We start from the raw sequence: 415 nt of genomic DNA, 5'->3' as shown, positions 1-415 counted from the left end.
CAGAACGTCACTTTCCTTCTGTACCCCGACAGCCACACGGATACCGCGCCCACCGAGCTCCCCATGACGTTCAACGCGGAAACCGGCGTGTGGAGTATCACCGGCGATGCGAGCTGGGATCGGCAGTACTATCAGTTCGACGTGGAAGTGTACGTCCCGCAGACCGGAAACATTGAAACCAACCGCGTCACCGACCCCTACACCCTGAGCGCGAGCACCAACGGTCAGCGCAGCCAGTTGGTCAACCTCGACGATGATGACCTCAAGCCCGAAGGCTGGGATACCCTGACGAAGCCGGCGTTCACCGCCCCCGAAGATATGGTGGTGTACGAAGTGCATGTGCGCGACTTCAGTGTCAGCGACAGTGAAGTACCGGAAGCCTATCGCGGCAAGTTCAAGGCCTTTACCGTCTCGG

Annotated in this window: 1 pseudogene; it reads left to right on the top strand. The window is 59.8% G+C overall.

What is annotated here, in order from left to right:
* Positions 1–415: pseudogene (locus B3187_RS09990) on the top strand (DUF3372 domain-containing protein); the annotation flags it as partial.

This window comes from Marinimicrobium sp. UBA4209, assembly GCF_002381585.1.
Lineage (GTDB): Bacteria > Pseudomonadota > Gammaproteobacteria > Pseudomonadales > Cellvibrionaceae > Marinimicrobium > Marinimicrobium koreense.
The sequence above is the reverse complement of the archived record's forward strand: the minus strand, read 5'-3'. Positions and strand labels throughout refer to the sequence as shown.